The organism is Armatimonadia bacterium (assembly GCA_039679385.1).
Classification (GTDB): Bacteria; Armatimonadota; Zipacnadia; order Zipacnadales; family JABUFB01; genus JAJFTQ01.
The window spans coordinates 1-25,329 of the sequence record JBDKVB010000075.1 but is presented as its reverse complement, the minus strand read 5'-3'; the positions used below and the strand labels follow the sequence as shown (position 1 = coordinate 25,329).

17 protein-coding genes are annotated in these 25,329 nt (G+C 63.8%); 12 read left to right on the top strand and 5 right to left on the bottom strand.

What is annotated here, in order from left to right:
- Positions 1–50: 50 nt before the first annotated feature.
- The 3 genes from ABFE16_09250 to ABFE16_09240 all read left to right on the top strand — a co-directional run bounded on the left by ABFE16_09250 (position 51) and on the right by ABFE16_09240 (position 2,419).
- Positions 51–1,040: a Gfo/Idh/MocA family oxidoreductase gene (locus ABFE16_09250; protein ID MEN6345483.1), complete on the top strand. Its 990-nt coding sequence runs from the start codon at positions 51–53 to the stop codon at positions 1,038–1,040.
- 142 nt (positions 1,041–1,182) lie between these two features.
- A complete protein-coding gene (locus tag ABFE16_09245) occupies positions 1,183–1,902 on the top strand; it encodes a D-lyxose/D-mannose family sugar isomerase (GenBank protein ID MEN6345482.1) in 720 nt (239 codons plus the stop codon).
- 196 nt (positions 1,903–2,098) lie between these two features.
- The gene (locus ABFE16_09240) at positions 2,099–2,419 is read left to right on the top strand and encodes a hypothetical protein (protein ID MEN6345481.1); all 321 of its coding nucleotides are present in this window, start codon (positions 2,099–2,101) and stop codon (positions 2,417–2,419) included.
- Positions 2,420–3,216: 797 nt separating this feature from the next.
- Here ABFE16_09240 and rpsE read toward each other — a convergent pair.
- Positions 3,217–3,831 carry a 30S ribosomal protein S5 gene (gene rpsE / locus ABFE16_09235; GenBank protein ID MEN6345480.1) on the bottom strand — a complete coding sequence of 205 codons (615 nt, stop codon included), beginning with the start codon at positions 3,829–3,831 and terminating at the stop codon, positions 3,217–3,219.
- 450 nt (positions 3,832–4,281) lie between these two features.
- Between rpsE and ABFE16_09230 the strand changes: the two genes are divergently transcribed.
- From ABFE16_09230 to ABFE16_09205, 6 genes are all read left to right on the top strand, one after another.
- Positions 4,282–7,656 (top strand): beta-galactosidase, encoded by a 3,375-nt coding sequence (locus tag ABFE16_09230; protein ID MEN6345479.1) that lies wholly within the window; start codon positions 4,282–4,284, stop codon positions 7,654–7,656.
- A gap of 82 nt (positions 7,657–7,738) precedes the next feature.
- Positions 7,739–8,401, top strand: a complete 663-nt coding sequence (locus tag ABFE16_09225; GenBank protein ID MEN6345478.1) for a zinc ribbon domain-containing protein — start codon at positions 7,739–7,741, stop codon at positions 8,399–8,401.
- Positions 8,402–8,566: 165 nt separating this feature from the next.
- The gene (locus tag ABFE16_09220) at positions 8,567–9,709 is read left to right on the top strand and encodes an aldose 1-epimerase family protein (protein MEN6345477.1); all 1,143 of its coding nucleotides are present in this window, start codon (positions 8,567–8,569) and stop codon (positions 9,707–9,709) included.
- Positions 9,710–9,952: 243 nt separating this feature from the next.
- Positions 9,953–11,869, top strand: a complete 1,917-nt coding sequence (locus tag ABFE16_09215) for a mucoidy inhibitor MuiA family protein (GenBank protein MEN6345476.1) — start codon at positions 9,953–9,955, stop codon at positions 11,867–11,869.
- 213 nt (positions 11,870–12,082) lie between these two features.
- A complete protein-coding gene (locus ABFE16_09210; GenBank protein ID MEN6345475.1) occupies positions 12,083–15,220 on the top strand; it encodes a glycosyl hydrolase in 3,138 nt (1,045 codons plus the stop codon).
- 134 nt (positions 15,221–15,354) lie between these two features.
- The gene (locus ABFE16_09205; GenBank protein MEN6345474.1) at positions 15,355–15,528 is read left to right on the top strand and encodes a 4Fe-4S binding protein; all 174 of its coding nucleotides are present in this window, start codon (positions 15,355–15,357) and stop codon (positions 15,526–15,528) included.
- Between the two features lie 96 nt (positions 15,529–15,624).
- Here ABFE16_09205 and ABFE16_09200 read toward each other — a convergent pair whose 3' ends face one another.
- Positions 15,625–17,286: a DUF2961 domain-containing protein gene (locus tag ABFE16_09200; GenBank protein MEN6345473.1), complete on the bottom strand. Its 1,662-nt coding sequence runs from the start codon at positions 17,284–17,286 to the stop codon at positions 15,625–15,627.
- 106 nt (positions 17,287–17,392) lie between these two features.
- On the opposite strand from ABFE16_09200, the gene ABFE16_09195 reads away from it, so the two are divergent.
- Entirely contained in the window at positions 17,393–18,700 is a 1,308-nt protein-coding gene (locus ABFE16_09195; GenBank protein ID MEN6345472.1) for a hypothetical protein, read from the top strand.
- Positions 18,701–18,722: 22 nt separating this feature from the next.
- Complete coding sequence (locus ABFE16_09190; GenBank protein ID MEN6345471.1) at positions 18,723–20,105, top strand: radical SAM protein; 1,383 nt, start codon at positions 18,723–18,725, stop codon at positions 20,103–20,105.
- Positions 20,106–20,236: 131 nt separating this feature from the next.
- On the opposite strand, the gene ABFE16_09185 is transcribed toward ABFE16_09190, so the two are convergent.
- The 3 genes from ABFE16_09185 to htpX all read right to left on the bottom strand — a co-directional run bounded on the left by ABFE16_09185 (position 20,237) and on the right by htpX (position 22,922).
- A complete protein-coding gene (locus ABFE16_09185; protein MEN6345470.1) occupies positions 20,237–20,941 on the bottom strand; it encodes a DUF1559 domain-containing protein in 705 nt (234 codons plus the stop codon).
- A 212-nt stretch (positions 20,942–21,153) separates the two neighbouring features.
- Positions 21,154–21,858, bottom strand: coding sequence for a DUF1559 domain-containing protein (locus tag ABFE16_09180; protein MEN6345469.1), 705 nt, complete (start codon positions 21,856–21,858; stop codon positions 21,154–21,156).
- Positions 21,859–22,073: 215 nt separating this feature from the next.
- Entirely contained in the window at positions 22,074–22,922 is an 849-nt protein-coding gene (gene htpX / locus ABFE16_09175) for a zinc metalloprotease HtpX (GenBank protein MEN6345468.1), read from the bottom strand.
- Positions 22,923–23,109: 187 nt separating this feature from the next.
- On the opposite strand from htpX, the gene ABFE16_09170 reads away from it, so the two are divergent.
- Positions 23,110–25,206, top strand: a complete 2,097-nt coding sequence (locus ABFE16_09170; GenBank protein ID MEN6345467.1) for a PQQ-binding-like beta-propeller repeat protein — start codon at positions 23,110–23,112, stop codon at positions 25,204–25,206.
- Positions 25,207–25,329 lie beyond the last annotated feature (123 nt).

The following is a 25,329-nucleotide window of genomic DNA, read 5'->3' as shown; positions in this document are numbered from 1 at the left end:
TGGCGGTCGAATATGGTGTCGTCCCCACTGCTATCGACTCGGAGGTCTTTATGCTGCGTGCCCTGGTTCTCGGCTGCGGTTCCATTGGTGAGCGTCACCTGCGGTGTCTGACCAAGATCGGTGGTGTGGAGCTCACAGCCTGTGACCCGCGCCCTGAACGCCAGGAAGCCATGCGCGAGCTGTACGGCGTCGCCCACACTCTGGGCTCCTACGACGAGGCCGATCTCGCGCAGCAGGATGCCGTGCTGGTGTGTACGCCGACCGATCAGCACCTTCCGCAGGCCATGAGAGCCGCCGAAGCAGGCTGCCATCTGTTCGTGGAGAAGCCGATCTCGACCGTGCCGGACGGCGTGGACGAGCTGATCGACCTGTGTCGGAGCAAGTCACGCGTGCTGCAGGTTGGCTACGTGCTGCGGCACCATCCGAATCTGCACGAGGTCAAAGCGCTGCTGGACACAGGGGCCATCGGCACGGTTCGTCTCGCTGCGATCAAGTGTGGCTCCTTCATCGGGAAGTACCGGCCGGAGTATGCGCAACTGTACTGGGCTCATGCAGCGACAGGTGGCGGCGTGCTGTACAACGCGACCCATGAACTCGACTACATCCAGTGGCTGCTGGGGCCTGCGCTGCAGGTTCAGGCGCAGACAGGCCACTATGCGCTCGCGGTTGATGAGGACGTGGAGGACGCGGCGATGCTGCTCCTGCGCTTCGGGGATGGCGTGATGGCTACCGCTCATCTGAACGACTTCCAGCTCAACTACAAGCGCGGGCTTGAGTTGGTGGGGGACAAGGGCACCATCGAGTGGAGCTACGAGGACAACGAGGTTCGACTATACACCGAGCATGATCGGTCCTGGCGCAGCCATAGGTGCGAGTTCGAACGTGACGACTTCTACCTTCTGCAGATGCGGAACTTCCTGGCGGCAATCGCCGGGGACCAGGCTCCGGCAGTGACCGGCGAGGACGGCAAGCGGGCGCTGCTTCTGGCTCTGGCTGCCAAGAAGGCGGCAGACACGGGCACCCTGGTCTCGCTGGGGTGAGGTTCGGCAGCGCAGGTCTTGCGGCTCCTGGGGCAAGCAGGTATCATGAATCCGAAGCGAACTGCGCACGTGCGAAGGGTATGGCAAGGCTCAGTGGGCGGTTCTCGGCCTGGTTTGGGCATGTTCCAGAAGGAGAGTATTCATGAAACGCTCTGAGATCAACGAGGTCCTAGGCGAGATCATCGGCCTGTGTCGGCAGTATCAGTTCAACCTGCCTTCGTGGGGGTTCTGGTCACCGGAGGAGTGGCTGAAGGCCGGACACGAGTACGACGAGATCCGCGACTGCAAGCTTGGCTGGGACCTCACTGACTATGGCAGCGGCGACTTCAACAAGGTCGGCCTGGCTCTGTTCACGATTCGCAACGGCTTCCCGGGCGGCTCGAGCCAGTACGACAAGCCCTACTGCGAGAAGCTGCTGGTTGTCAAGGAGAACCAGTACACCCCCTATCATTTCCACTTCGACAAGATGGAGGACATCATCTGCCGCGCTGGCGGCAACCTGATGGTGAGGGTCTACAACTCGACCCCGGGCACGGAAGAGCTCGACAAGGAGAACCCCGTGCCGGTCAACGTGGATGGGCACCGCTACGAGGTGGAGCCCGGTGCCACCCTCTGTCTGACGCCCGGAATGAGCATCACTCTGCCCTCCTTCAACTACCACACCTTCTGGGCTGAGGAGGGCCATGGCACGGCCTTGGTTGGCGAGGTCTCGAAGGTCAATGACGACGAGCACGACAACCGCTTCCTCGACAATGTGGCGCGCTTCCCGGCGATCGACGAGGACGAAGCGCCGCTGCACCTGTTGTGCAACGAGTACCCGCCCGTTCTCCCTGGATGGATGCGCAAGCGGCTGGGGTGGTAGGTCTGCAGTTGCATCCCTGAAGTCGTAGGTTGAGCGAGCCACACGGGTCCAGGGCATCCGAGGGAAGGTTGCAGGTGCCCTGCGACTCGAGGCGACCGAAGCAGTCCTTCGCCACGCCGGTACGACCCCCGAGCAGTTGGGAAGTACAGCAGCGTTGCCTGGTCGGAGCCGTCCTACCAGACTGGAGGGATGTCGGATGATGGAGGAGTACTGGCTCAGGTTCGCCTTCGCTGCCGTCGCCGGAGGCGCGCTCGCCGTGCTGGGAGCGCGTATGGTCGCTCACTACCTTGACCAGGATCCGTGGGTAGTGCGCATCACCGGCTACTGCCTTCTGACCCTGGGCATCGTCGGGGTGGGGGCCTGCTGGAACCTCTCAGCCGCCCTCAAGATACTCCTGGTGGCCGTCGTCGTCTGTCCTCTGCTGGCGTGGTTTGACGTTGTCTCCGAGCGCAAAGAGACCGAGATGGCCTCGGAGCGCATGCAACGTTTCCTCAACAAGCGGCGTCCCCATCGTTAGGTAAGGCCTGTCTTCCACGCTCGTAGCCCGCGCCGTCGCCGGTCCAGGCGGCGGCGCAAGTGCGCGTGTGTGCCCCCGCGTGGTCTGGTGTTCCCGGCCGGGGACCCCGGGGAAGTACGCGCGATTCGCGATTGGGGGTTGACAAGGCTGTGCAGATATGTTAGGGTGAACTTGTACAAGGCTGCACAGGTCGCACCACGCTACGAAGCTACGATCGCACTCAGGCCTGTACCACGGCCCTCAACACAGCTCAAGTCACCCCCTAGACTTGCGCCCAGGCTGAGTTTGAGGGTCTGCGCGGCCCACACCCACCGCTTTCTCGAAGCTCATGGGACGCGCACTCGAATCGGGCCTGCTTCTGCCCCGGGGCAGGCCCGATTTGACGATTCCTGATTGGGCTTCCGGCCGTCTTCCCCTACCGACCCCCCATCTTCATTGAACAACCGACCAACGCGGTGCCTCTCGGCGCCACCGGTAGAAGGGCTCCACCGTCCAGGCAGGCTTCTGGGCACGAGCCGTGGCTGCGGCGTTGAGCACCGACGATGGCTTTCGCCAGAAGGCTGACGAGTCTCCAGGCACAACAAAAAGGGAGAGAGCCACGGCTCTCTCCCTTCTATCAGTTCTGGTCACGACCGTCCAAGCAGGCTTCTGGGCACGGGCCCCGGCTGCGGCGTTGAGCACCGACGATGGCTTTCGCCAGAAGGCCGACGAGTCTCCAGGCACAACAAAAAAAGGGAGAGAGCCTCGGCTCTCTCCCTTTCAACAGCTATGGTCACGACCTTCAGGGCAACGGAAGGCTACCCGTTGTCGCTCTCGTCATCCTTGCTGGAGCCCAAGGCGCTCTTGCGGCGCTCTTCTGCGGCGGCCAGAGCGGCTGCATCGGCGTACGGGTCCTCAATGTCACGGCCGAGGATGTCGTGGGAGGTCTTGCCACGCAGGGCCGCCACGTCTGCCGGGTTGCGGAGCAACTGCAGTGCCTTGAAGCAGGCCTTGGCGCGGTTCATGACGTTGCCGCTTCCCAGGGACTTGGTTAAGACGTCGCGGATGCCGCTGACTTCCATGATCTGACGCACTGCGCCACCGGCAATGATCCCGGTACCACGCGAAGCCGGCTTGAGGAGAATGACTGCTCCACCAACCTTGGCCTGTACTGCATGGGGAATGGTGTACCCATCCATCGGAACGCGGATCATGCGCTTCTTGGCCTGCGCGAGCGCCTTAGCGATGCCGTCGGTTGCGCTCAGGGCGCGGCCCATGCCAAAGCCCACGCTACCCTTCCCGTCGCCGACCACTGCGCAGACACGCGAACTGGAGATACGCCCGCCCTTCACGGTCTTGCGGGTGCGGTCAATGCGAATGACGCGATCCTGGAATTCGTCCTGCTGCTCCCTGTCCCTACGATACTGTGCCACTTCGCACGCCCTCCAAAACGGGTTCACCTCCCGATGCACGGGGAGGCGGACCCATACGATAGCACGTGACGGGTCCTGTGTCAACCGATTCCAGCCTGCGGTGGCCCCTGGGTCGTGAAGCCTGGTACCGTTAGCTCTCCGGAGAGAGAGGGTGTGCCAGGCCTGCGCTCTCAACGGGGTCGCGCAGACGGGCAACGGAACTGAACGCCGAAGGTAGTATGACTGACTGTGCCCCGAGTTCGCCCTCGCACCCAGAGCACGAGAGGCCGAACTCAGTACGGTACGCATTGTACACCGACTGCAAGCTCCGCACAAGGCCAAAGCCCTCGCAGCGAGGAAGGGGTCTGAGGGCTTCGTGCCGAACCTACCAACTCTGATGAAAACTCAGTGGCGAGGCGAGCCTACCCATGTCGGCACTCGCTCGCCAGTAAGCGACAAGAGGTGACCTACATGCGTTATGTCCTAGCTGTAGCCGCGTTGATGGTCTGCGCAGCAACCCTCGCGCAACCCGTAACTGTTACGGATGACTTCTCCGGCTATGTCGCCGGGAGTGATGGCAGTCCGACGTGGTCGACCGACGTGGTAAGTTGGGAGGTTCGCGACGGCAAGTACCAGTTCTCGGGCGGGGGCAGCCCGGCCATGCTGGCCGACCAGCCACGCTACCGCACCCTTACCATGGAAGCGACGGTTCTGGTGCGCAAGGCCACCAACCCCGAATGGAAGGTCGTCGGTCTGGGCTTCATCGACTCCCCGGGCAACCGCTGGCACCTGGCCTTGGTGGAGTCACCGGACAACCAGAACTCCCGGCATCTGGTAGAGCTCGCGCAAGGCAAAGACAGCGCGTGGCCGACAAGCGCAGGCACCAAGACTGTCATGGACGACGGAATGAACCTCAACTGGCAGTTTGACACACCCTATCGTCTGCGCATCAGCCTGACCGCGAAGGGCGTGGAGGGCGAGGTGTCGGACATGGCCGGCAAGAGGCTGGCGAGGAAGGTTGTGGAGTTCACTGGTGACGCTGTGACGCAAGGCCGGCCGCACCTGCAGGTCGGCAATCTCCAGGGCAGCTTCGACGACGTCAAGATCGTGGCCGCCGATCCTGTCCCCGAGACTCCGGCTGCAGAGAAGACAGCCCCGCCCTATGGAGTGGCCGGCAATGGCACCTTCACCGCACCGGCGACGGGCTTCTTCCGCACGATCCAGAAGGACGGACGCTGGTGGCTGGTTGATCCCAAGGGGAACGCCTTCTACGCGATCGGGACCGACCATTGCCGCTATAACGGCCATGGGTGCCAGACCCTGGGCTACTCGCCCTATCAGCGGAAGAACGAGGCGAAGTGGCAGGGCGACCGGAACGCCTGGGCCATCCAGGCGACCGACCGGCTGAAGTCCTGGGGCTTCAACCTCATCGGGGCGGGCAATGGCCAGGAGGCTCGCTACAAGGGCCTCACCCACACCGAGTTCATCTCCTTTGGTTCCAGCTTCTCGAGCAGCGACAACATCGTCGAGAAGACCACCTGGACGGGTTTCCCGAACGTCTTCAGCCCCAAGTGGCCGGCTTACTGTGATCGACGCGCTCGCGAGGCCTGCGCCGAGAAGAAGAGCGACCCGTGGCTCTTCGGCTACTTCCTGGACAACGAGCTGGAGTGGTACGGCAAGGCGCACGTCGAGACCGGCCTGTTCGACGAGGCCATGCTCAAGCCGGCCGGCCATACGGCGAAGACGGCCCTGATCAAGTACCTGCAGGACAAGTACCCGACGGTGGCCGACCTGAACAAGGCCTGGGGCATCAGCCTCAAGTTCTTTGACGAACTCCAGGGCCTGTCCACTCTCACGGGGCCGAACCTCGAGGCGGTAAAGGCCGACAAGCTCGGCTACACCCGTCTCGTGGCCGAGATGTACTTCAAGTACACCACGGAAGCCATTCGCCGCCACGACCCGAACCACATGATCATTGGTTGCCGGTTCGCGGGCAACGCACCGGCCGGCATCTGGGACATCAACGGGAAGTACTGCGACATCGTCACCTTCAACTCGTACCCGCGGATTGACCTGGAGACCGAGGACGTCTCCGACCTGATCGCGCTGTACTCCGATTACTACAAGATGGCGCAGAAGCCCATGATGCTGACCGAGTGGTCCTTCCCGGCTCTGGACTCCGGTCTGCCCTGCAAGCACGGCGCAGGGATGCGCGTGGACACCCAGACGCAGCGCAGCCAGTGCTTCCGGATCTACCAGGGAATGCTCTTCCGACTGCCCTTCATGGTCGGCAGCGACTTCTTCATGTGGGTTGACGAGCCGGCTCTGGGCATCTCGGACACCTTCCCCGAGGACTCCAACTACGGTCTGGTCAGCGAGGACGACGTCCCCTATCCCGAGCTGACGGCGATGGCAACCAAGGTGAACCCGACCGCGGCGAAGCTGCACGGCGGCGACTACCCGCAACTGGGAGTCACCGAGGACCTGAAGGTCTGCAATCACGGAGACTCCGCGGTGACCACGAAGGTCCGCGTGCGCTTCGATGGCGAGGTCAAGGACACTGAGATGACTCTTGCCCCGGGTGCAGAGATGCCGGCGCCGGTGATTCGGGGCGCCGCTCCCGGCGGGCACCTCGTGGTTGTGGAGGTCGATCCGGACCACACCAGCGGCGATCAGAATCTATCCGACAACCTCGTCGCGAAGCCGCTGTGGGTGCCGGGCATCAAGGCACCGGTAGCAGACCAGAGCAGGTCTGCAGCCGCCCTGGTTGTTACGAACGCCAGCGCGGAGCCCCAGAAAGACGCTGTGGTGTTCGTGCGCCTTGCCGACCTGCCGCTCGCAGCTCGCTACAAGACCACCACCGGTGCCGCACAGCTTTGTGTGGCCACGGTCGACGGCACCCCGCTTGCGTCGCAGGTCGTTGGCGATCAGATTGCCGTGTCGATGGCCGATCTGCCGGCCTGGGCCTGCCGCACGCTTCTGGTCTACCGCTCGACCGGTCGGGTATCCGCAGCGCCGAAGCCCGGCATCGAGGTGCAGACCAGCGAGGCCGCCGTCACCCTCAGCAACGGTGCGCTGAAGTTCGAGTGGAACAAGCCCTCCGAGGGCAACGTCGTGGACCGCGTCTCCCTGGGCAATACACTCCTGGGCAGCTACAATCCGCTGATCTGGCAGGAGGTCGATGGGCAGAACCAGTGGGTCAAGGCCGATGCCGGAGACCTGACCACCGGAGGCATGCCGCAGATCAGCCTCGGCCCGGCAGCCTGCGTGGTGAACGTGACGACCACCGGCGGCTCGGCGGCACCCATCACCACCGTTGACGAGGCAGGCAAGCAGCAGGCTCAGCAGGCACAACCTGTGGGCTTCCGCATCAGCCATCAGTTGCTGGTCCCGGTGGGAACCAACTGGTTCCTGGCCCGCCTGAACTACGTCGAGAACATCTCAGACCGGCCCCTGATCCTGAAGAGCTACTTCTTCTACCTCAACGGGCTCGTCGGTGGTAGCGCCGAGGACGATCATACCGCCGGAGTGACCGATGTTCCCAACTACTACTCGGCCGCCGGTGGTGTCTGGCAGGATGCCAAACTGGGATATGCCTACGGGTGCTGGCCCCTGACCAACGCAATCACCACCAACTTCTGGCTTGACGCCGGCGGCGGGCAGCACCCCGACGCCCGGAGAGTGCTTGCCGACCCGGTGACCCTCCAGCCCGGGCAGAAATACGTGGATGCCGACAGTCCCTGGCTGCTCGTCTATGGCGGCAAGATCGCCGACCACCCGTGGTCGTCTGCGAAGGCTACCGCCAAGAGGTTGAGCGGCCTCAGTGTCGAAGTGAAGGCCCTGTAGTCGCGTCTCCGAGGTCCGTCGAGATGCGTATGCCAAGACCAGGGCAGCACTGGCCCAGTTCGGCTTCGTAAAGGAGTAGTCAATGAGCGAGAAGATCCAGTTCACCCGCAACTACAATGATCAGTGCACCGATCGCGGGTTCCAGTTCGAGTTCTACTGCGACCGGTGCGGCTCCGGCTTCCGGAGTCAGTTCAAGACCTGGGCTACCGGCACCGTGTCGGAGGTCCTAAACGTCGCCGGCGGTTTCCTCGGTGGCATCCTCGGAGGGGCTGCCGACGTCGGCGAGCGTGTGAAGTCGGCGGCCTGGGAGCGTGCGCACGACGCTGCCTTCCAGGAGGCCATGACCGAGCTCAAGCCTGACTTCGCCCAGTGCCCGCGGTGTTCCAGGTGGGTCTGCCGCGATAGCTGCTGGAACGAGAAACGAGGGCTGTGCAAGGAGTGTGCCCCCGACTTGGGTGTGGAGATGTCGGCGGCTCAGGCCAGTCGCTCTGTGGAGGAAGTCTGGGCACACGCCGCGATGGCCAGTGAAGACAAGAAGCTCGCCACCGAGAACTGGCGCGAGACCATCGTGGCGTCGTGCCCGAAATGCGGGCACTCCCTGGAGGTCAACGCCAAGTTCTGCCCCAGTTGCGGGGAGAAGCTCAAAGGCGGCGCCTTCTGCAGCGAGTGCGGTGCCAAACTTCAGCCCGGTGCGAAGTTCTGCGCCGAGTGTGGAACGAAGACGGTGTCCGAGGACGAGAAGTAGCTACCAGCCCTGCAAGGCCCTCATCCCGGCACGTGCCGGTCGGGTTGACAGGTGCTGACGAAGGACAAAAGGGCCGCGACGGTCCGTGCTCTGCTTCCGGGGCGTCGCGGCCTTCGACTGTGCAAGCGATCCCTTGCTGTGCGTAACTTACAAGGAGGCTTTCCTATGCCAAAGCTGTTCGGCAAAGACTGGAGCAAGGCGGAACTGCTGCGCCACGTGGGCAGCGTCGATCAGGTCGGTGGCGCGAAGCGCATGATGCTGGTGGAGGGGAACACCGCCGGTTGTGAGGCGGTCGAATTCCGTACAGGGGCGGGACTTCGGTTCGTGGTCCTCGCGGGTCGCGGGATGGACATCGGCGACTGCGAGTGGTCCGGAGAGTCCCTGGCCTGGCGTTCGCATACCGGTGACGTCGCAGCGCCTTATTTCGACCCGGAGGGCTTCAACTGGCTGCGCAGTTTCCACGGTGGCTTGCTGCTGACCTGTGGCTTGAGCTGGGCCGGTGCGCCCTGCGCTGATCCGTCCCCCTATGGTCCCGAGGGCTATCCGGCGGTGCAGGCGGACGGCTCCTATGACCTGGTAGGTGGCCTGGGGTTGCACGGTCGCGTCTCGCACACCCCGGCCAAGAACCTGTACGTGGATGGCGAGTGGCAGGGCAACGAGTACACCTTCTGGTGCCAGGGCAAGGTCACGGAAGCTCAGGTTTTCAAGGCCAACCTGCAGATGACCCGCAAGGTCTGCGCGAAGCTCGGCGAGAACAAGATCTGGGTCCACGACCGCGTGGAGAACCTGGGTCACAAGCCGCAGGAGCACATGCAGGTCTACCACTGCAACTTCGGCTTCCCGCTGTGCCAAGACAGCACGAAGTACTTGGTCAACTCGCGCGAGACGCTCCCGCGGGATGATATCGCGGCCGCCGGGATCGACGAGTGGCGCAAGTTCCAGGCTCCCACGCCGAACTACGAGGAGCAGTGCTTCTACCACGACATGGCCGTCGACGGCGACAACAAGGCGACCGTTGCCCTGGCGAACCGTGAGGCAGCCGGTGGTCGCGGTCTGGGTGCCTACCTCACCTACGACAAGACGACGCTGCCCTACTTCACCCAGTGGAAGATGCCCGATCAGGGCACCTACGTCACAGGTCTGGAGCCCGCCAACTGCCGCGTTGAGGGCCGCAAGAAGTACCGCGAGGACGGTACTCTGGTTATCCTGCAGCCGGGTGAGGTCGTGGAGTACTCGCTGGAGTTCGGCGTACTGACCAGCGGGGCCGAGATTGACGCGGTGCAGGCCAGGATCGAGAGCAACAAGTAGCCTGACGGGGCACCAATCCTGACCCGTCTCGGGGGACGGGGCGAACCCTAGCCCCGTCCCCTAACCTCACAGCCTCCGCACTCTCTCCCTGCTCTCGTCCCGCTCATCTGACGGCCCCTCCGGAACTCACAACTGAGGTCCGCCGGCCTGCGTGCTCTCCTGCGCTCGCAGGGGTCTGCCTTCTTGACCGTGGACCTCCTCTTCGGTGACGATCACCTGCACAATCCAGACGGGAGGTACTCGATGATGCAGACGCGACGCGTCGTGTCGGTTGCACTGGTCGTGTGTCTCTGGCTGCTTCCGGTCCTCGTGTTCTGTCAGACGACCGGCAAGATCAGCGAGGTGAAGGTGTACCGTGGGCAGGCCCTGGTGACGCGGGAGGTCGACTTCCAGGCGGCGCAGGGGCCCCAGGAGCTGGTGGTCGGCAGCTTGCCCGAGTCGATCCTTCCTGAGTCGCTCTATGCCACGGGCGAGGGTGGCATCTCCATCCGCTCGGTCCGCTTCCGCAGTTCCGCGGTCGAAGCCGAGCCAAGGCCCGAAGTGCGGGCCCTCGACGAGCAGATCAAGAAGTCCAATCAGGACATACTCTCGATCGAGTCGCAGCTCGAAGTGCTCAACAGGCGCAACGAGTTCCTCTCAGCCCTGGAGAACTTCTCCGCGACCAAGGTCAGCGAGGAGCTTCAGAAGGGGACACTCAACCCGACGGTACTGGAGGGCACAGCGAAGTTCCTCTTCCAGGAGCGCGATGACGCGGCCAAGCAGTCGCTACTCCTGCAGAACCAGCAGACAGACGCTCAGGAGGCCCTCGGCCTTCTGACTAAGAAGCGCGCCGAGTTGACGGCGAGCGACACCAAGACACAGCGCGAGGCCGTGGTGTTCCTGGAGGCCGACCAGGCCGGGGCTGCTCGGGTCGCCCTCAGCTATCTGGTCAACAACGTCGGCTGGGCTCCGGCCTACAGTGTCCGGCTCAACGATAAGCGAGACACGCTGCAGGTGGAGTACCATGCCGTCGTGACGCAGATGAGTGGCGAGGACTGGCCGGACGTCAGCCTCACGCTCTCAACGACCTATCCCAAGATGCAGGCCTCGGCACCCGTTCTCACCCCACTGAAGGTCAACCTTGTGAGCGCTGCCGCAGCAGGCGAGAAGACAGCACATGCGGGAGTGGAGGCTGACACGCTGCAGACCTACACGGCGCGCAAGCGTGAGCTGTCGGAGCAGATTCGGGGCGCGACAGTGGCCCAGCAGGCCCAGATGGGTCCTCAGGGCGGGGAAGCACCTCGCCAGAAGGCTCAGGCAGCCGGGATTCCCGCCCAGGTGGAAGCAGGACTTGCCGAGCAGGAGGGCCTTGTGGCCTCGAACTACCTGGCGGGACGGCTGCAGAACGTTGAGCTCAGTGCACCGGACGAAGTGGTGAAGATGGCGCGGACGTCAGTAACGCCCACCATGGAGGGACTGGCGGTCGACTACGCCATCCCCGGACGGATCAGCCTGCAGAGTCGCCGTGACCAGCAGATGTTCCGCATCGCCGCGCCGGAGCTGGCGTCGAGCTTCTACTACACCGCGGTGCCCCTGCTCACCGACTACGTCTACCAGGCAGCCGAAGCCGTCAATAGCAGCGAGTACGCGCTCCTCGCAGGCTCCTACAATGCCTATCTGGAGCGGGCCTTCGCCGGCGTCGGGTCGCTGGGACTCGTCGCTCGTGGCCAGAGCCTGACCGTGGGCTTCGGCACCGAAACCCGCCTGCGTGCAGCGCGCGAGCTGGAGGACAAGACCACGGAGTACCGCGGTGGAAACAAGGTGGTCAAGTACACCTACCGCCTGCGGCTGCAGAACTTCACGGACCAGCCCGTGAAGGTACGGGTCTACGATCGACTGCCGCAGCCGCCCGACAACCAGGTGACGGTAACGCTGGCCGAGCCGCAGCCGGCCCTGAGCACCGATGCGCTTTACCTGAGCAGCGAGCGCCCGCGCGGAATCCTGCGCTGGGATATCGAGGTCCCGGCCCAGGCCTCCGGCGCCAAGGCGTACACCTTCACCTACCAGTTCACGCTTGAGTTTGACCGCAACTTCGAGATCGGTGACCTGCCCGCGAGTACCGCCGACAAGATGCGGTCCGACCTGCAGGCGATCATGGAGTCCCGGCAGTTGCGACAGTAACCGCCTCAGTGAGAGGCCAGGGCTTTGCACGGTGGAGGCAGCGTCGGCGTCAAGTCCGACGCTGCCCGGCCGACTTGCACCCACAAGCCGGGTCGTGCTATGGTTGCGCTGTTGTGGGCCGGTCCAGGGGCGCTCAGAAGTGCCCTGCTGTGGCCCTGGGGTCGGACTTTGCTCAGACGGCAAGCACGGACATCGTCAGCGAAAGGCAGCATCATGCCTGATACCCGCGACCTCTTCGCCAACCCTCCCAAGTCTCATCGCATCATGCCCTTCTGGTTCCTCAACCGCGGCTTCGACGAACCCGAGCTGCGACGCCAGATCGCTGAGATGGACGAGAAAGGTGTTGGCGGTGTGGTCCTGCACTGCCGGCATGGACTCCTCGTCGAGTACATGTCCGACGAGTGGCTGGACATGATCGGCGTGTGCATCGACGAGCTCAAGAAGCGGGGCATGGAGGCCTGGCTCTACGACGAGGACGACTGGCCCAGTGGCACCGTCGGCGGCAAGCTCACCCGGCCGCATCCCGAGTTCCGCATGCGCTACCTGCGGGTGCAGCAGATCGTGGTCAGCGGCGGTGTGACGTACCAGACGACCCTGGAGGCCGACGACAACACGCTACTGGGCATTCAGGCGTGGAAGATGGATGACGACGGCCAGGTCGTGCTCCCGGCCTCGACAGACGGCTCCACGCCGCCGTGTCGAGACATCACCGAGGCCTACGCCGACGGCAAGCTCCAGTGGCAGGCGCCTCCGGGCAAGTGGCTCGTGGTACCCCTGTGGGAGTGCCCGGTGGCCGAGCGGGTGACCTGGGACCGCGCCTACTACCTCGACACGATGAACCCCGAGGCCGTCAACACCTTCAAGCAGATGGCCTATCAGCCCTACCTGCGCTTCCGTGAGGACTTCGGCAAGACGGTGAAGGGCATCTTCACCGACGAGCCCGGATTGATGATCCATGATGGGTTCTTCGGGACAGCCGCCATGCGCACATGCGTCGACGATCCGCAGAGGACGCTGCCCGGGGTGATCCTCGCCTGGACGCGCGACTTCTGCGACAGATTCGAGGCCCTGAAGGGCTATGACCTGCGACCCTGGCTGCTGGCCCTCCTGCGCGACGTGGGACCTGAGACGCACCAGATCCGCTGCGACTACTACGACGCCCTGACGACTTGGTACATCGAGGCCTATCACGGGAACCTGTCGGGCTGGGCGGCCGAGCATGGTCTGGACTACATCGGCCACACTCTCGAGGACCCCTTGTGGGGCGCGGTCCGCTCGCAGGGCAACCAGATTCGCGTCCTGGAGAACTTCCATCGGCCCGGCCTCGACTACCTGGGGCACGGTGTCGGCACGAAGGAGAACCCCTTCCGTATCCTGGCCTCCAAATGCGGGTCTTCGGTGGCACACCTCCAGGGCAAGCCTCGGGTCATGTGCGAGAGCTTCGGTGGCAGCGGGCACGGCCACACCCTATCTGCCCGGCGTCTCGATGCCAACTTCATGGCCTGCCTGGGCGTGAACATGTTCATCCCGCACGCCTTCTACTACAGCTTCCAGGGCTTCCGGAAGACCGACTGGCCGCCCACGGAGTTCTACCACTCACCCTTCTGGCCCTGGTACCGACACTGGGCCGACTACCTGGCACGACTGTCCGTGCTCGAATCGGCGGGACGCCACGTCAGTGATGCGCTGGTGCTGCAACCGATCCGTACGGTGCAGGTCGACATGTTCGAGAACGGTGAGACGGTGCGCGAGCCGGAGGCGCAGAAGCTGTTCAACCGCGTCTCCGATCTGTTCCTGCGTCTTCATCATGACTACGACTTCGCCGACGAGAGCCAGCTGCTGCGGGCACAGGTACAGGACGGACGCCTTGCCTTCGCCGAGTCCGAGGAGACGTACCCGCTGCTGGTGCTCCCGGGCTGCCGCGTGATCAGCCTGGAGACCGCGCGATTCCTCAAGCGGTTCTTTGACGGCGGTGGCCGCATCCTCGCGCTTGGAGAGTTGCCCTCAGAGTGTGCGGAGCGAGAGAGTGCTGACGAGCTAGCCGAGGTCCTTGCGCACGTGTTTGGTCCTGACTCCAACGGTGAGGACCACCGTAACGAGAACGAGGCCGGAGGCGTGGCCCTGGCTCATGCGCATGTCGGCGAGGACTTGCAGCTGTGGCTCCTACAGAACATCCCGCACCTGGTCAGCCCGGACGTCATGCTGGACGACGACGAGCGCCGACCCGTCGAGGACCTCCTCTGCTGCCATCGCGCGGAGAAGCTCTCTGGAGAGGAAGGTGCGCCCGAGCGCAACTACTATCTTCTGGTCAACCGCTCGGCGGAGAGCCAGAAGGGCACGCTCCGTATCATGGCTCAGGGACTGCTGCAGGAGTGGCACCTCGAGACCGGCAAGACCACGAACCTTTTCGGCGGAAAGCAGGAAGAGGGGCGCCTGTGCTACCCGGTGGAGCTGGAGCCCTCAGAGGCACGGCTCGTCGTGGTGACCGAAGGCGAGGAGCTACCCGAGCAGTCTGTGGCGGCGCCCGATCGTGAGGTCGTCGAGAAGATCCCCCTGGATGCCCATTGGGACTTCTCGCCGCAAGCTGAGAACGTGCTCATCCTGGACCGCTGGACCTACGTCGCCCGCGATCGACAGGCCGGTGTGCGGCACCATGTCGGGATCCCCGGCCAGGTGAACAGCTATCGCACGACCTTTGAGGTTGCTGAGAAGCCCCGCCAGCTGCGGCTGGTGTTGGATGACGTGCAGCAGTCTATCCCGTCCCACGTGGGCTTCCTGAGTCGCAGGCGCAATGTGGAGATCTACATCAACGGCGAGCAGGCCGGCCCACTGGTGCCTTCGACCTGGCAGGATCGGTACTTCCTGGAGACCGACCTCACGGACCTCGTCGAGACTGGCATCAACACGCTGGAGATCCACGTGCTCAGTCTGCTGGAGCCCTTCGAGCACCTTAACGAGCCCGCGTACCTGATTGGCGATTTCGCGGTGCTTGAGGATCGCCTCTGCGCGCCGCAGCGACAGGTCCACGGGCCCTTCAACGAGCAGGGCTACGCGCACTTCGTGGGGATCGCTGCTCACACTCAGCGCGTCGAGATCTCGGCTGAGTACTGCACCGGGCACCGGGTCATCCTCGATCCGGGCGAGGTGCATGACTGCTGTCGTATCGTCGTGAATGGGGAAGAGGTGGCGGTGCGCCTGTGGCCGCCCTTCCAGGTGGACATCACCAGTGCGGTCAAGCCCGGGCGCAATGAGATAACCGTGGAGGTGGCCAACTCCCTGGTGAACCTGTATGACAAGGATTCGCGCACCTCGGGGCTGATTGGCCCAGCGCGTGTGTGGGTGCTCAAGTAGACCGGGCACGGGCTGTCGGCTGCGCTCCCGGGGATGCAAGAGACCTTGACGCGCAGCAGGGAGCATGGTAACTTTTCGTAGGGCCGGACTTGGTCTCCGGCCGCATTTGCTCAGAGAGAGAGGAGTCTGTCTGAATGCCACACGTCATTGATTGCGATAAGTGCACCTCTTGCGGCTCTTGCGCCGAGGTCTGCCCTTGTGAGGCCATCGCCGAGGGCGACAAGTGCTACGTTATCGACCCCGAGAAGTGCACCGACTGTGACCTGTGCAGTGGCGAGTGCCCGGTTGAGGCTATCTCCGAGGAGTAGTCTCGTAGCCGCCGCGCCAACTGCTACCGAAGTGCAAAGAGACGCCCTGCAGAGGGCGTCTCTTTCCTTGTATCCTCCTGTTTGCTCAGCCTGGGACTACCTGGACCGTCGCAGGTAGCGAATCCCGGCCAGGACTGCCAACAGCACGACCACACCCAGCAGGATCGGGGTGAGCGGGTCGGTACCCGGTGCCTCCTGACCTCCCTGCTGACCTGCAGCCGTACCCTCCGGCGTCGATGCTCCCGGGGCCGCTGCGGCGGCCTCCCTGGGCTCTATCACCTTGCAGGGCGCCTTCTGGTACCACAGGCTCACGCACTTGTAGAGCGTGTCCGGTGAGGTGTTGCGGCTGCCGTGCTGCATGTCGAAGCGCAGGCTCTTGGTGAAGCTGATGCGATCCGGGATCAGGAACCGGTATGCGCTGATGCGCGGCGGCGGTCCCTGCAGCATCTCGGTAAGGCCGTGGAAGACGCGGGCGTTGACGCCGGCGCTGAAGAACCAGGCGGCATTGAAGTAGTCCTCCGACCCGGTGCCCTCCCACGACGGCTTCTCAGCTCCGTCGACGTAGATCTGCTCGTTGCCCTCAAGGAAGGTGAGGGTGCGGTGTGAGCATCCGTCGGCCGCGAAGAGCGAGCCGATGAACACGCCTTCGCCCTGGATCTCGGCAAGGCGCAGGGGCTGGCCCGACTGAGCCATGAGCGCCCGGTACTCGGTGCAGAACCGGTACGCCGGAGCCTGGCTGACGTACTCGCGGGAGAGGGTGAGCCTGGCAGACTTCAGCGGCGACCCCTTCTGGTAGGGCTGAAGCTCGAACTCCAGTCCCTGACCCTCGGGGATTGGCAGCCGCAAGAAGAGCTTGCCCTGCTGGATCGCCGTGTAGAACCCCTTGTACTCGGTGGCAGCCCAGAACGCCCCAAACAGACAGGGCAAAGGCACATCTACGCAGGCGTCCCGAGAGCCGTCGGACCGCAGGATCAGCCGCGTCGCCGCGAGCTGCTCGAAGGTCGCGCCGGTAGTGTCGAGGCATAGTTCTCGCACGACCCAGTTCGGGCCGTCCGTCAGCTTGAGGGGCTTGCCGAGTTCCAGCGGAAAAGTATCCAGCTTCGGCGGCTGCCCGCCGCTCTGCTCGGCGGCCAACGCCGGCATCTTGAGCGGGTCTGTGAGAACCTGCGTGAGGGTAGCGCGCAGCTTCGCCACCAGCGACGCAGGCGCCATCCCGGTCTCGCCCTGGGTGTAGCCAACCTGAACATAGAACTTGTTGCCGTTGTCCTCTGTCGCCGGTTCGCTCCCGGACTTCTCGCGCAGGTCCTGGGCGATGAACTCGGCCTTCTGCCCAACCTTCACCGGCAGATACGACCAGTAGGCCTGGCCGTCCATAGCCCGCAGGGGATCACCGGCCGCCTGGCCCTCGGGAAGCTTCGCCGCCGACCACAGGACCTGGTCTTTGCCGTCGAGCTTCATCGTCAGCTTCGTCTCGTCGGTCAGGCTGGAGGTCGACCAGAGGCGATGGATGACGGCCGGCCCAGTGATCGAGACGACGGTGACCTTCTCGCCGGGTGCCAGGAGTTTGTAGTCCTTGCCCTCACCGGCCATGGCCGTCGTTCCGACGAGCTTGATCGCGCCCTCGGCGGGTGAGGCCAGGCTAGGCGAGACGGCTGCACTCAGCCCAGGCGGCTCACTCCAACCGGGGTGGGATAGCAGCCCGAGGAGCATACAAAGGGTGCCTGCGAGAAGGGTGCGGCAACGTACAAGGTCTTGCATGATGACGTCTCCGTGCGGGACGGCCTCCGCCCCTGGAAAAGGACAGCGCAGGACACCGGTCGTGTTCCGGCGAACTGGGGCACACTTCGCCGCGAGGAGGCAGCCTGTGACCCCCCGCAAGCTGGTGTTGGTTGGTGCCGGAAGTGCGTCCTTCACCGTGGGGCTGGTGGCCGACGTTCTGAGCTCCACCAGGGAAGCCGATTGGACGATCGGGCTGGTGGATATCAACGAGCAGGCCCTCGGTGTTGCGCAGGGCTTGGTGCAAAGGATGGTACAGAAGAAGGGTGTGCCGGTCAAGGTTGAGGCCTCCACCGACCGGTGCGACCTGCTGCCTGGAGCCGATGCTGTCGTCACCACCATCGCGGTCGGCGGGCGCAAGGCTTGGGAGGACGACATCACCGTCCCGCTGGAGCATGGCATACGTCAGCCAGTGGGCGACACGGTGATGGCCGGCGGAATCTCCCGGGCGCTGCGGCAGATCCCGCCCATGATCGACATCGCCCGCGACCTTGCCCGGCTCTGTCCGCAGGCGTACTTCTTCAACTACAGCAACCCGATGGCGGCCATCTGTCGTGCCCTGACCAAGACGGGCGCAGCGGGCTCGCGCGGAGTGGTCGGACTGTGTCATGGTGTGCAGGGGACCTTGCGCTACCTGTGCGGGCTGATCCAGGTGCCCTACCGTGAGGTGTCCGCGCTCTATGTGGGCATCAACCACCTGACCTTCATCACCCACGTGACGCTGGAGGGCGAGGACCTGTGGCCGCGGATCAGGGAGCGGATGACGAGTCTACCGGAGGACGAGAACCCCTTTTCGTGGGAGCTCTTCCGCACCTATAATGCCTTCCCGGCAGTCCTCGACCGGCATGCAATGGAGTTCTTCCCGGAGCGCTTCGGTGCCGGCAACTACTATGGGATGACCATCGGCCGGGATGCCTACAACATCCTCGAGACGATCCACAACGGCGAGCTGCGGTTCGAGCAGATGGCGCGACAGGCCCGTGGCGAGGAGCCCCTGGAGGACGGGCTGTTCAATCGCGTCCTCGGCGAACACGAGGCGCTGGTGCCGATCCTGGACTCCCTGTCCGGCGACTGCGGGGAGGTGTTCCCGATGAACGTCCCGAACCAAGTCGTGCCGCAGATACCGGCCGGGTTCGTGCTGGAGATGCCTGTGGCGGCCTATCAGGCCGGGTGCTTGCCGCTGTCCCTGCCGCCGGTTCCGGTGGGGGTAGCTGCCTGGGTGACGGAAGCGCTGTACGGGGTTGAGCTCACCGTGGAGGCGGCCTTGCAGGGGAGCCATGAGCTGCTCGTGCAGGCCCTGCTCTATGATCGTTGCGTAACTGACTTGAGGGCAGCCACACGACTGGCGGATGACCTGCTGGCCGCGCACAAGGCACACCTGCCCCAGTTCTCGTGATCGCACAAGGAGAAGACCCGTCATGTACGAGATGAAGCCCAAGAACCTGTATCTGATGGACTGGGCGGCCGATGACCCGCGTTGCGTCGAGCGCATGACCCGAATGGTGCGCGGAATGGGGCGCGAGCCCTCCGAGGTGCAGGTCCTCAAGGCGGAAGAGCTTCCGGAAGTCATCCGGGCGCAGGGGTGGATCGGTGAGGTCAGGCAGGGAGCGTACCGCACCGTCGGCGACCCCGACCTCATCTTCAACGCGTCGCGCTGGGTGACTCCGGAGGAGCGTCAAGCGATCTCGCAAAGCGACCTGTTCAAGCGCTGCGTGGAGGCACACGCTCAGTACGGTGACTGCAAGCAATGGTTCACCGGCAGTCGCATCCAGGCCATGCTGGGGGCCTCTCCCTTCTATCACCTCGAGGGTCGTCGTAAGTGGGACCCGGGCTGGATCTGCTGGAGCCTACACGACCTGCACAGCGCCTGGGGCTGCGTTCACCGCTGTTCCTACTGCCAGCGCGGCTCGGTGTACGTCATCAACCTCAACCTCGAGGAGTTCGTCGAGCACGTCCATGAGCTGATGGCGGCGAACCCCTGGCAGGAGACCTTCCGCTATGACGTCGAGCAGGACGTGCTGGCGATTGAGCCCGAGTACGGCGCCTGCGAGATGCTGGTGAACGACTTCGCGCAGCGTGAAAAGGAGTTCCTGATCCTGTTCAGCAAGAGCGCTAACGTCGACCACCTGCTGAACCTCGATCACAAGGGCCATACGATAATGCTGTGGACACTCTCCACCCACACCGTCAGTCGCCGCTATGAAGCGCGCACCGGGACTTTGGAGGAGCGCCTGGAGGCGGCTCGCAAGTGTCAGGAAGCCGGCTACCACGTGCGGTTCAAGTGCAAGCCGATCATCCCCGTGCGCAACTGGCGCGAGGAGATCACCCACATGCTCGAGTGCCTGTACTCCACTGTACAGCCAGAGAACCTGAGCATGGAGACGGTCTTCTTCGACAGCGTTGCCGAGATGGATGAAACGCTGGGGCTCGACGCCCTGGATCCGGGCTTCGTCGACGCCGCCTGGAAGCTGGAGAAGGAAGTCGGCGACAAGTGGCCGCAGAGCGAGCAGGGCATGCGTCCCTTCCCCTTCGAGGTGAAGGAGGAGATCTACCGCCACTTCATCGCCGAGTCCAGGCGCCTGAGTCCGCAGACGCCGATCACCCTGTGCGCCGAGACGCTGAAGATGTGGGAGAAGCTCGACGGCGTGGTCGACGGCAAGCCCTGGAACTACGTGTGCAACTGCGGGCCGCACTGCGTCCCGGGTCTGCGCTCGCTGGAGAGCATTGACGGGCCCGACGTGGAGCGCGTTGCGAAGGCCCAGCGCGATGGCTGCGTATGCCTCGACAGCCCGCAGGTGTAACTGCGCTTATAACGGGGACGTCCCAGGAGCGTTTGGTGGCAGGGAGTCTCCGGCAAAGCCTCCGACGGAATCGATACGGCCAGACCCGCAAGGGTCTGGCCGTATCGCACATGCTAGAGGTAGTTCGGAGCCTAGTCTTCCTGGATGGTGAACAGGTAGTATACGCCCACACCACTCACGGTGTGCTGCGAGGCCAGGCCGCCCCGAGGGTAGGACTTGACATGGCCATCCATGAAGGACGCGTTGGCCATCTCGTTGTGTCGGTAGGGCGGGTCCGCAAGGGGCACGTTGTAGATGTTGGCGGAGACGTCGTACTGGTTGCCGTACTCGGTGTAGGTCCAGTCGAGAAATGTCACTGTCTCAGCCGGGACCTTGATGAGACCGAGGTTGCGACCATTCACGTTGTTGGCGGGCGGGCCACTGGCCGAGCCCGCGTAGCCGCCCCAGTAGCAGGTGTTGATTCCGTAGCTCACCGAACCGGAGTTGACGCCAATGAAGCCGAGGCCATTGGGAGTCGTGTACAGAGTGGTGCGTCGCCCCGCCGAGGGGCAGTCGAAGATCTGCAGGTTCTTGACGTAGGGCATAAGGGCATCTACCCACGTGTACCCCGTGCCGCCGGTGGAGGAGAAGAACCACTGGTTCGGGGTCCGCTCGTCGTAGTCCTGGATGTAGGCCAGGTAGGCCAGCATAAGCTGCTTCTCGTTGCTCTGGCAGCTCGACTGGCGCGCCTTCTCACGTGCCCTGGCGAATACGGGAAAGAGAATCGCCGCCAGGATAGCAATGATAGCGATGACCACCAGCAACTCAATCAGGGTAAAGCCAGATTTCCGTCGCATCCAGATCACCTTGCCCTTTCAGAATCCGTGCTGATGATGTGATCAGGCTATTCGCCTGTTAACTATAATCATGGAGACTGAGGCACCTTCATGTCAAGTGGCATTTTGCAGCCGCTACCGTGGCAACAGGCCTCTATTCTTGCGACCCAGAAGGGCAGAAGCCACCCCCAGAGGGGTGGCTTCTGCTGTACTTGTCACAGGTAGTTCGGAGCCTAGTCTTCCTGGATGGTGAACAGGTAGTACACACCCACACCCGAGACGGTATGGAGCGCGGCCAGGCCGCCCCGCGGCATTGCCTTCACGTGACCGTCGATGAAGGACACGTTGGCCATGTCGTTGTGCCGGTAGGGAGGGTCTTTGAGGGGCGTCGAGTAGATGCTGCTCCAGATGTCATACTGGGCACCGTACTCGGTGTAGGTGGCGTCGAGCAGACACACGGTCTCAGCCGGCACCTTGATCTGTGCCAGGTTGCGACCGTTTATCGGGTTGGCCGGAGGTCCGCTCGCCGAGCCCGCATAGCCGCCCCAGTAGCAGGTGTTGATCCCGTAGCTGACGCTTCCTGCGTTCATGGCGTAGAAGCCAAGACCATTGACCGTCGTGTACAATGTGGTGCGTCGCCCGGCCGAGGGACAGTCGAAGATCTGCAGGTTCTTGACGTACGGCATGATCGCGTCGACCCACATGTACCCCGTGCCGGCAGTTGAGGAGAAGAACCACTGGTTCGGGGTCCGCTCGTCGTAGTCCTGGATGTAGGCCAGGTAGGCCAGCATGAGCTGTTTCTCGTTGCTCTGGCAACTCGACTGGCGCGCCTTTTCACGTGCCCTGGCGAAGACCGGGAACAGGATCGCCGCCAGGATCGCGATGATCGCGATGACCACCAACAACTCGATCAGGGTGAAACCAAATCTGCGTCGCATGGGAACCACCTTGTCCTTTCCGAATCAAGGTCGTCTACGCGGCCAGGCTCGATGCCTGCCGCCATCATCATGGCAATTGCCCCTTGGTTGTGTCAAGCGGTACTTTTGGGTTGTTGACTGGACGGGATGGCCTGCTGTGCACCGCCCCAGACACAAAAAGAGCCACCCCTGCTGGGGTGGCTCACAAAGAGGAAGAAAGTGTGCTTGCGGCGGAGCTAGCTGTGGTGCGCCATCCGCTCAAGACGGGCGATACGCTCCTCGATCGGCGGATGAGTGCTGAACAGATTCAGCACCGACCGGCCGGTGAGAGGGCTCACGATGAACATATGTGCGGTGGTCGGCTCGGCGTCCATCGGCGCATACTCGACGCCCTGCTGCAGCTTCGCAAGCGCTCTTGCAAGTCCCAGAGGGCGTCCGGTGAGCTGCGCCGCACCGGCGTCTGCCTGGTACTCCCTGGATCGCGAGATCGCCATCTGGATCAGGCTCGCGGCAAGTGGCGCGAAGATGATCATGGCCAGTGCGGCGAGAGGGTTGCCGCCTTCATCATCGCTGCGGCCGCCTCCAAAAAACATCGTCGACCAGGCGAACATGCGCACCAGGATCATGAGAGCACCGGCCAGCGTCGCGGCCATGCTACCGATGAGGATGTCCCGGTTCTGGACGTGAGTCAGCTCGTGCGCAATCACGCCTTCCAGCTCTTCCTCGTTGAGGAGGCGCAGAATGCCTTCCGTTGCTGCGACCGCGGCGTGCTGCGGATCCCGGCCCGTCGCGAAAGCATTGGGGGAAGGGTCCGGGATGATGTACACCTGCGGCATCGGTAGGTTCGCAGCAGAAGTCAGTCGCCGCACGATCCGGTACAGTCCTGGTGCGGAGACTTCATCGACGGGCTGGGCCCGGTACATGGTCAGAACGATCTTGTCCGAGAACCAGTAGCCGGCGAAGTTCATCAGTACCGCCAGGCCCAGTGCAACCAGCATGCCGGTCTGCCCTGCAACCAGATCGCCGACCCCAACCAGCAGGCCGGTCAGTAGAGCCATGAGAAGAACCGTCTTCACTGTGTTCATGCGACTATCTCCGTCTCACTCCTCGTATCCACGGCGACTACCACCCAAGAGTATGCTCCATGTATGACCTAACGTCCAGTCTGCCTGACGAGTTTCCCGCAAGGGCGGGAGGTAGAGCAGAGGATCCGTGCGAAATGGCCAGTTCGACCACCAACCACGGCGACCCTTGCGCCGACGAGGTGACGGCATGCTCCGAACCACTATCGTAGCCTCCGCGCTGCTGCTCGCAGGTACCACCTGGGGCGTACAGGACTTCACGATCCTGCACCTGTCTGACTGCCATGTTCCCTTTGCCCTGGCGCAGACCAAGGAGACTGTCAAGGCCCTCCCGGTGGGGAAGGAGATCGCCCTGACGCCCTTCGGCATCACGGTTCCGGCGCCTGGGCTTGCGATCGTGACCGGCGACCTCAACGAGTTCGGTGGCGGAGCCGGCGCCTGGGATCAGTTCCAGAGCTTGTGGCGAGATCGTGGTCTGCCCGTCTACTTGGAGCTCGGCAACCACGATAACACCTGGGATTGCTCGCGTCCGCGCCTGCGCCAGATCCAGGGATCGGTCTATTACGCCTTCGAGTACAGCGGCGCGAAGTTCGTCGGTTTCGACACCGCCTCAGCGCAGGACCCGCGCCCGTCTGTGAGCGCCGAGGGCCTCAACTGGCTCCGCAGCGAGTTCGAGCGCACGCCTGCCGAGCAGCCGGTCTTCTTCTTCTGCCACCATCCCCTGGGGGGCAGCGAGTTCGCGAGCGCCTACGACTCCGCGCGTCTGCTGGAAGTGTTGCAGACCCGCAACGTCGTACTGTTGCTGGTCGGTCACGGCCACGGTGCCCGGGCGATGAAGATCGCCGGCTTCGATGCGGTCATGGGCGGCAACACCTACAGCGACACCCGTGGCTACGGAATCATCTCGGTCAAGGACAACGTGATCCGCGTCTGCCACCAGTTCCTGAACGGTGAGCAGAAGCTCACAGAGCTCCTTGAGAAGCCGCTGCCCCAGCGGTCGCCCTTCCTCTCAGTAGCCGCAGTGCCTGACGACGGCAAGGTCTTCGGCGCTGAGGATCCGCTCACCTGGGAAGCAACGGTCGGTGCCCCTGGCGCAACGGGCGCACGCTGTCTCCTCGACGGCGAGCTCAAGGGCAGCATCGGAGGTGGACCGGAGCGCTGGACGGTGCAGCTCGACCGCGAGGGACTCAGTCCCGGGGCTCATGTCCTGCGCATGGAGTTCACGGACGCCGCCGGGCTTGTGACCACTCACAGCCTTTCCTTCTGGCTCCAGGGCGGACCGGTGCGAATCGCCTGGCGTCAGCAGCTTCTCGGCTCCTGCCAGTCAACGCCGCTGGCGGTAGATGGTCGGCTTTTCGTGGGCAGCAATGATGGGTCGGTCTCCTGCCTGGAGGCATCCTCAGGCGGGAGCCTGTGGCGCATGACGACCGGCGGCGAGGTGCGTTCAGGCATCGTCTCGCTGGGCGATGGCCGGGTGTGCTTCGCTTCGGCAGACGGGCAACTCCGCGCTGTCACGGCGGAGGGCAAGTTCGTCTGGACCTACGACGCCGGTTCGCCCATGTACTCCACGCCGACCGTCCAGGGCAACACGGTTGTTTGCGGCACCAATGGGGGAGAGGTCGTGGCGCTGGACCGCGAGACCGGGCAGTTGCTCTGGCGGACCAGGGCCGCTGACTACACCATTGAGACGCCGGCAGCCGCCGGTCCGGAAGCCTTCTACTTCGGGGCCTGGGATCGCTATGTCCACGCTTTGAGCCTGGCAGACGGCAAGGTGCTGTGGAGTGGCGTCAGCAAGGGGACGGAGAAGGAGGCCGGTGCAGTGCGCTACTACAGTCCGGCCGACTGCGGCCCGGTCTACTGCCAGGGCAAGGTGTTCGTCACCGACCGCGCTTACAAGCTCTCCGTCCTGGACGCAACGACCGGTCAGTTGCTGCTTGGCGAGGACAAGTGCGCCGCGGTCGGCGCGGCTGCGGATGGTCAGAGCGTGTACGTCCGCCACAGTGACGGGCGCGTCAGCAAGCGTGGTCCGGAGGGCAACGTGCTGTGGGTCGCCGAGGCGCCGACCGGCTATGTCCCGACACCTCCGGTCGAGGCAGACGGGAAGGTCTGCGTCGTCTCCGGCGCCGGGACCCTTACGATCCTCGATGCAACGACCGGCGCGGTGCGGAGCCAGTACAAGGTCTCCCCGGGACTGTACGTCTTCGCAGCCCCGGCCTGTGACGGACAGCAGGTGTACGTGGCGGACATGGGCGGGAACGTTCTCGCGCTGTCTACCGACGGTCTCTAGCCCGCATTATTCATGAGTTGCTGAGGAAGTGAAACCGGAGAGACGTCGAAATGGGGTTCTGCGCCAACAGAAGGCCCTTTCGGGAGGTCTCTCCGGTATGACACAGTGTCTTGGCCAGCTGCT

What these genes read in the sequence shown, in the direction of transcription:
- ABFE16_09170 (MEN6345467.1), top strand. Translation starts at nt 23,110, where the DNA reads ATGCTCCGAACCACTATCGTAGCCTCCGCGCTGCTGCTCGCAGGTACC.
- ABFE16_09215 (MEN6345476.1), top strand. Translation starts at nt 9,953, where the DNA reads ATGATGCAGACGCGACGCGTCGTGTCGGTTGCACTGGTCGTGTGTCTC.
- ABFE16_09230 (MEN6345479.1), top strand. Translation starts at nt 4,282, where the DNA reads ATGCGTTATGTCCTAGCTGTAGCCGCGTTGATGGTCTGCGCAGCAACC.
- ABFE16_09240 (MEN6345481.1), top strand. Translation starts at nt 2,099, where the DNA reads ATGATGGAGGAGTACTGGCTCAGGTTCGCCTTCGCTGCCGTCGCCGGA.
- ABFE16_09185 (MEN6345470.1), bottom strand. Translation starts at nt 20,941, where the DNA reads ATGCGACGGAAATCTGGCTTTACCCTGATTGAGTTGCTGGTGGTCATC.
- ABFE16_09180 (MEN6345469.1), bottom strand. Translation starts at nt 21,858, where the DNA reads ATGCGACGCAGATTTGGTTTCACCCTGATCGAGTTGTTGGTGGTCATC.
- ABFE16_09245 (MEN6345482.1), top strand. Translation starts at nt 1,183, where the DNA reads ATGAAACGCTCTGAGATCAACGAGGTCCTAGGCGAGATCATCGGCCTG.
- htpX (MEN6345468.1), bottom strand. Translation starts at nt 22,922, where the DNA reads ATGAACACAGTGAAGACGGTTCTTCTCATGGCTCTACTGACCGGCCTG.
- ABFE16_09225 (MEN6345478.1), top strand. Translation starts at nt 7,739, where the DNA reads ATGAGCGAGAAGATCCAGTTCACCCGCAACTACAATGATCAGTGCACC.
- ABFE16_09210 (MEN6345475.1), top strand. Translation starts at nt 12,083, where the DNA reads ATGCCTGATACCCGCGACCTCTTCGCCAACCCTCCCAAGTCTCATCGC.
- ABFE16_09200 (MEN6345473.1), bottom strand. Translation starts at nt 17,286, where the DNA reads ATGCAAGACCTTGTACGTTGCCGCACCCTTCTCGCAGGCACCCTTTGT.
- ABFE16_09190 (MEN6345471.1), top strand. Translation starts at nt 18,723, where the DNA reads ATGTACGAGATGAAGCCCAAGAACCTGTATCTGATGGACTGGGCGGCC.
- ABFE16_09205 (MEN6345474.1), top strand. Translation starts at nt 15,355, where the DNA reads ATGCCACACGTCATTGATTGCGATAAGTGCACCTCTTGCGGCTCTTGC.
- ABFE16_09220 (MEN6345477.1), top strand. Translation starts at nt 8,567, where the DNA reads ATGCCAAAGCTGTTCGGCAAAGACTGGAGCAAGGCGGAACTGCTGCGC.
- ABFE16_09250 (MEN6345483.1), top strand. Translation starts at nt 51, where the DNA reads ATGCTGCGTGCCCTGGTTCTCGGCTGCGGTTCCATTGGTGAGCGTCAC.